This window comes from Oceanicaulis sp. UBA6590, from assembly GCF_002433705.1.
Lineage (GTDB): Bacteria > Pseudomonadota > Alphaproteobacteria > Caulobacterales > Maricaulaceae > Oceanicaulis.
The window spans coordinates 1-4,581 of sequence record NZ_DJIQ01000011.1 but is presented as its reverse complement, the minus strand read 5'-3'; the positions used below and the strand labels follow the sequence as shown (position 1 = coordinate 4,581).

At 64.4% G+C, this 4,581-nt stretch carries 4 protein-coding genes; 3 read left to right on the top strand and 1 reads right to left on the bottom strand.

What is annotated here, in order from left to right:
• On the bottom strand, positions 1 to 1,199 hold a 1,199-nt coding region (locus tag B2Z70_RS02445), incomplete at its 3' end, for a prolyl oligopeptidase family protein (protein ID WP_518167573.1).
• A gap of 103 nt (positions 1,200 to 1,302) precedes the next feature.
• Between B2Z70_RS02445 and B2Z70_RS02440 the strand changes: the two genes are divergently transcribed.
• The 3 genes from B2Z70_RS02440 to B2Z70_RS02430 all read left to right on the top strand — a co-directional run bounded on the left by B2Z70_RS02440 (position 1,303) and on the right by B2Z70_RS02430 (position 4,540).
• Positions 1,303 to 3,870 carry a ligase-associated DNA damage response DEXH box helicase gene (locus B2Z70_RS02440; protein ID WP_292980585.1) on the top strand — a complete coding sequence of 856 codons (2,568 nt, stop codon included), beginning with the start codon at positions 1,303 to 1,305 and terminating at the stop codon, positions 3,868 to 3,870.
• A gap of 45 nt (positions 3,871 to 3,915) precedes the next feature.
• Complete coding sequence (locus tag B2Z70_RS02435; RefSeq protein WP_292980583.1) at positions 3,916 to 4,203, top strand: nucleotidyltransferase family protein; 288 nt, start codon at positions 3,916 to 3,918, stop codon at positions 4,201 to 4,203.
• A gap of 124 nt (positions 4,204 to 4,327) precedes the next feature.
• Complete coding sequence (locus tag B2Z70_RS02430) at positions 4,328 to 4,540, top strand: HepT-like ribonuclease domain-containing protein (protein WP_009801627.1); 213 nt, start codon at positions 4,328 to 4,330, stop codon at positions 4,538 to 4,540.
• Positions 4,541 to 4,581 lie beyond the last annotated feature (41 nt).

Sequence of the window (4,581 nt, the reverse complement as noted above, 5' to 3'; positions counted from 1 at the left end):
TAGACGCTGACCGCGCTCGCCACATCGCGCATGGTCTCGATGATCAGATGACCGCCCACATGGCTGGCGCCGGTGATCGGGCCGTCACCCTCGGCCACTACATCGGCCAAGGCGGAAGGATCTGTCAGCGACACCGAGACGACGCGGCCATTGGGGGCGTCGAGATCGGTCTGGAACCAGAAGGTCTCGCCGTCATTGCCCACATAGGAATGGTTGTTGCCAAACCCTGAGAAGATCTCGACCGGCTCGGCGCCCTCGGTCTCCAGATCGAGAATGTGCACGCCATTGCCATCGGTGCCGGTGGAGGAATTGATGATCAGGTATTGGCCATCATCGCTGACAAATCCACGCCAACCCACTTCAGGATTGTCAGGATCGGCCATGATCTCAACGTCCTCGCTCTGGTCGGTCCCCAGTTCGTGGAAATAGATCGCCTGGTTGAGATTGAGCGCGGTGAAGGCCTCGCCCTCTTCGGGCTCAGGATAGCGCGAATAGTAAAAGCCCGAGCCGTCCTTGGCCCAGCTTAAGGGCGAGAACTTCACCCACTCGATCTCGTCAGACAGGGTTTCTCCCGTCTCAACGTCCATGACGCGGATCGAGCGCCAGTCCGAGCCGCCATCGGCAATCAGATAGGCCAGTTTAGCCCCGTCCGGGCTGGGCACCGTGCCCGCCAGCGCCGTCGTGCCGTCCGCCGCCCATTCATTGGGATCGATCAGCGGGCGCGCTTCGCCCTCAAGCCCGTCCTGAACCATGAAGACCGACTGGTCCTGAAGCCCGTCATTGCGCGAGAAGAAATAGCGCAGGCCGTCTTCGGTCTCGCGCGTCGTCGGCAAGCCGTAGCGCTCATAATTCCACAGCTCGGCCAGACGTGCGGCGATCCGCTCACGGCCCGGCAGCTGGTCGAGATAGGCGTTGGTCACCTCGGTCTGCGCCTCAACCCAATTCGCCACATCCTCGGACACGCGCACATCCTGTTCGAGCCAGCGATAGGGATCCGACACCGCGACCTCGCCCTCGGCCGCCGAAGCGTAGACATCCACCTGCTCGACCGTGCGCGTTTCGGGATAGACCGGGGCCGCGATCTGCGTCGTCGCAGGGCCGGACGCTTCAGACTCGGCGGGCGCGTCGGTTTGCGCAGCCGGCTGGCTGCAGGCGGTCAGGGCCAGAACGGATGCGAAGGCGAACAGGGCTGCGCGCATCGGGCGTCTCCTTCATGGTTAGTGTGTTGCGCCGCAGACTAGGGCCTGAGCGGTACAGAGGAAAGACTGTGCCCGTCCATCGCCCATGCTATCTCTTTCGGCAATGAAACACGCCCGCCTGCCCGCCCTGCCCGACCGCTTTGAAGCCTGGTTTGAAAGCCGGGGCTGGACGCCGCGTGCGCACCAGCGCGAGATGGTCGCCGCCGCCCAGGCGGGCGAGGATGCGCTGCTGATTGCGCCCACCGGCGGCGGCAAGACGCTGGGCGGCTTCCTGCCGAGCCTGATTGATCTGGCCGACATCGCCGAACGCGAGGGCAAGGACCGCCCCCACCGCCTGCACACGCTCTATATCAGCCCGCTCAAGGCGCTGAGCCAGGACGTGGCGCGCAATCTGATGACGCCGATCGAGGAAATGGGCCTCGATCTGCGCGTCGAGACTCGTACCGGCGACACGCCTGCCTCCAAACGCACCCGCCAGCGCGCGAAGCCGCCGGACATCCTGCTGACAACGCCCGAGCAGATTGCGCTGTTCTGTGCGCAGGAAAACGCCGGAGCCTTCTTTGAAGACCTCCAATGCGTGATCATCGACGAAGTGCACGCCATCGCCGCTTCCAAACGCGGCGATCTGCTGGCGCTTGGCCTCGCCGCGATCCAGCACTATGCGCCCCGCATGCGCCGGGTGGGCCTGTCGGCCACCGTGAAGGACGAGATGGGCCATGCGCGCTGGCTGTCCGCTCAGCAGCCCGAAGAAGACGCCCGCTTCGCGAGGATTGTGCGCGGCGATGCAGGGGCCGCCCCTGAAGTCGAGATCCTGACGCCCGAGGACCGGATTCCCTGGGCGGGTCATTCGGGCCGTCACGCGATGACCGCGGTCTATGAACAGATCAAGGGCGCGGGCACGGCGCTGATCTTCGTGAACACACGCTCCCAGGCCGAACTGACCTTTCAGGAGCTCTGGGCGATCAATGACGACAATCTGCCCATTGCGCTGCATCACGGCTCACTCTCGGTCGAGCAGCGACGCAAGGTGGAAGCGGCCATGGGGGCGGGCGTGCTGAAGGCCGTCGTGTGCACCTCCACCCTCGATCTCGGGATCGACTGGGGGGATGTGGACCTGGTGATCCAGATGGGCGCCCCGAAAGGCACCTCCCGGCTGCTGCAACGACTCGGTCGCGCCAATCACCGGCTGGATGCGACAAGCCGCGCCGTCCTGGTCCCCACCAACAGGTTCGAGCATCTTGAATGCGCTTGCGCCGCTGAAGCCGTCTTGGCGGGCGCGCTTGATGGCGATCCGTTGAAAGCCGGATCGCTCGATGTGCTCGCCCAGCATGTGATGGGCCGCGCCTGCGGCGACCCCTTCGAGGCGGACGGGCTGTATGAGGAAATCGTCGCTGCGGCGCCCTATGCCGAGCTGCCGCGCGAGACGTTTGACCGGGTGCTCGCCTTCGTCGCCGATGGCGGCTACGCGCTTGGCAGCTATGACCGGTTCAAGCGTCTGGTGCAGACCCGCGATGGTCTGTGGCGGGCGCGCAACCGTGATGTGGCCCAGCGCCACCGGATGAATGTGGGCACCATTATTGAAGCGCCGATGCTCAATGTAAGGCTGGCGCGACGCACGGGCGCGTCCAAGCCCCAGCGCGGCCGCGGCAACCCCGGGCTGGTGCGTCCCGACGAAGTCTCAAGCGGCGGCGCGCAGGGCGCGACCCTGATGGGCGGCAAGATGCTGGGCCAGATCGAGGAATGGTTCACCGATCAATTGAGCCCCGGCGACACCTTCATGTTCGCAGGCCAGATCCTGAGCTTTGAAGGGGTGAGCGGCGGCGATTGCCTCGTGAGCCGCTCCAGCGCGGAAGACCCGAAAATCCCCAGCTTTGAGGGCGGCAAGTTTCCCTATTCCACCTATCTCGCCGCGCGGGTGCGCGAGCTGGTGCACAATCCTGACCGCTGGTCGCTCCTGCCTGAACAGGTGCGCGACTGGCTGGACATCCAGAAGCGCAAATCAAAGCTGCCCGCGCCCGACAGCCTGCTCGTTGAGACCTTTCCGCGCGCGGGCAAATCCTGGCTCGTCTGTTATCCGTTCGAGGGCCGCCTCGCCCATCAGACGCTGGGCATGCTGGTGACGCGGCGCCTCGAGCGGCTCGGCAAACAGCCTCTGGGCTTTGTGGCGAACGAATATGCGCTGGCGGTCTGGGGGCGCAAGGACCTCTCGGGCGTGGATATGAGCGCGCTCTTTTCCGAAGACATGATGGGCGATGATCTCGACGCCTGGCTGGCCGAGAGCGATCTGATGAAGCGCACCTTCCGCAATTGCGCCCTCATCGCCGGGCTGATCGAGCGGCGCTTCCCGGGGCAGGAGAAAACGGGCCGACAGGTCACCTTCTCCGCCGACCTCATCTACAATGTGCTGCGCGATCACGAACCTGATCACATTCTGATGCAGGCCGCCTGGGCGGACGCCGCGGCGGGGCTGCTCGATGTGCGCCGCCTGTCGGACGCTCTGGTGCGCGTGGCGGGCCATGTGGAGGCGATCCATCTTGATCAGATCAGCCCGCTGGCCGTGCCCGTCATGCTGGAAGTGGGCCGCGAACCCATCCGCCATGGCGAGGCGATGGACGCCATCATGGCCGAAGCCAGTGAGGAAGATCTGATCTTCGAGGCTATGCGGGTTTAACCGCGGACGCTTGCCTAAAGCGCGGGGTTGCGAGACTCTAAGGGCATGCGCCGCGAAGAACTGATCCAGCGTTTGAGCCAGTTGCGCCCCCTTTTGAAAGAACACGGGGCCAAGTCTTTGCGCCTTATCGGCTCCTACGCTCGCGATGACGCCAAACCCGATAGCGATGTGGATCTGATTGCGGATTTCGACCAGACGCCGAGCTTTCTGGAGCTCATCGGTCTGGAACAGGCGCTGGAAGCGGCTCTGGGCTTGAAAGTCGATCTGGCGACCGAGGCCGGCTTGCGTCCAAGCGTTCGCGCCCGCATCGCTGCTGACGCGGTTGATGTCTAGGCGGTCCGATCACGATTGGCTGGCGGACGTGCTGGCTGAAGCCACGCTTCTGGCCTCCGCGATAGACACCGTTTCCATAGCGCAATTTCGCGACGATCCAATTTAGCAACGCGCCGTCTAGCACATGTTGCAAACCATCGGAGAAGCCGCCGGGAAGACGAGCGATGAAACGCTCGCCGCCATTCCCGACGTCCCGTGGCCGCAGGTGCGCGGGATGAGAAACCGCATTGTTCACGGCTATTTCGGCATCGACCCAAAGACCATCTGGCGCACGGCGGTCGAGGAAGTCCCGGCTTTGGCGAAAGCCGTTCGCGCTTATCTGGACCGAAACGCCTAATCCGCGTCCGTCACCTTGCGCATCGCCTTGTAGGCGTCGCG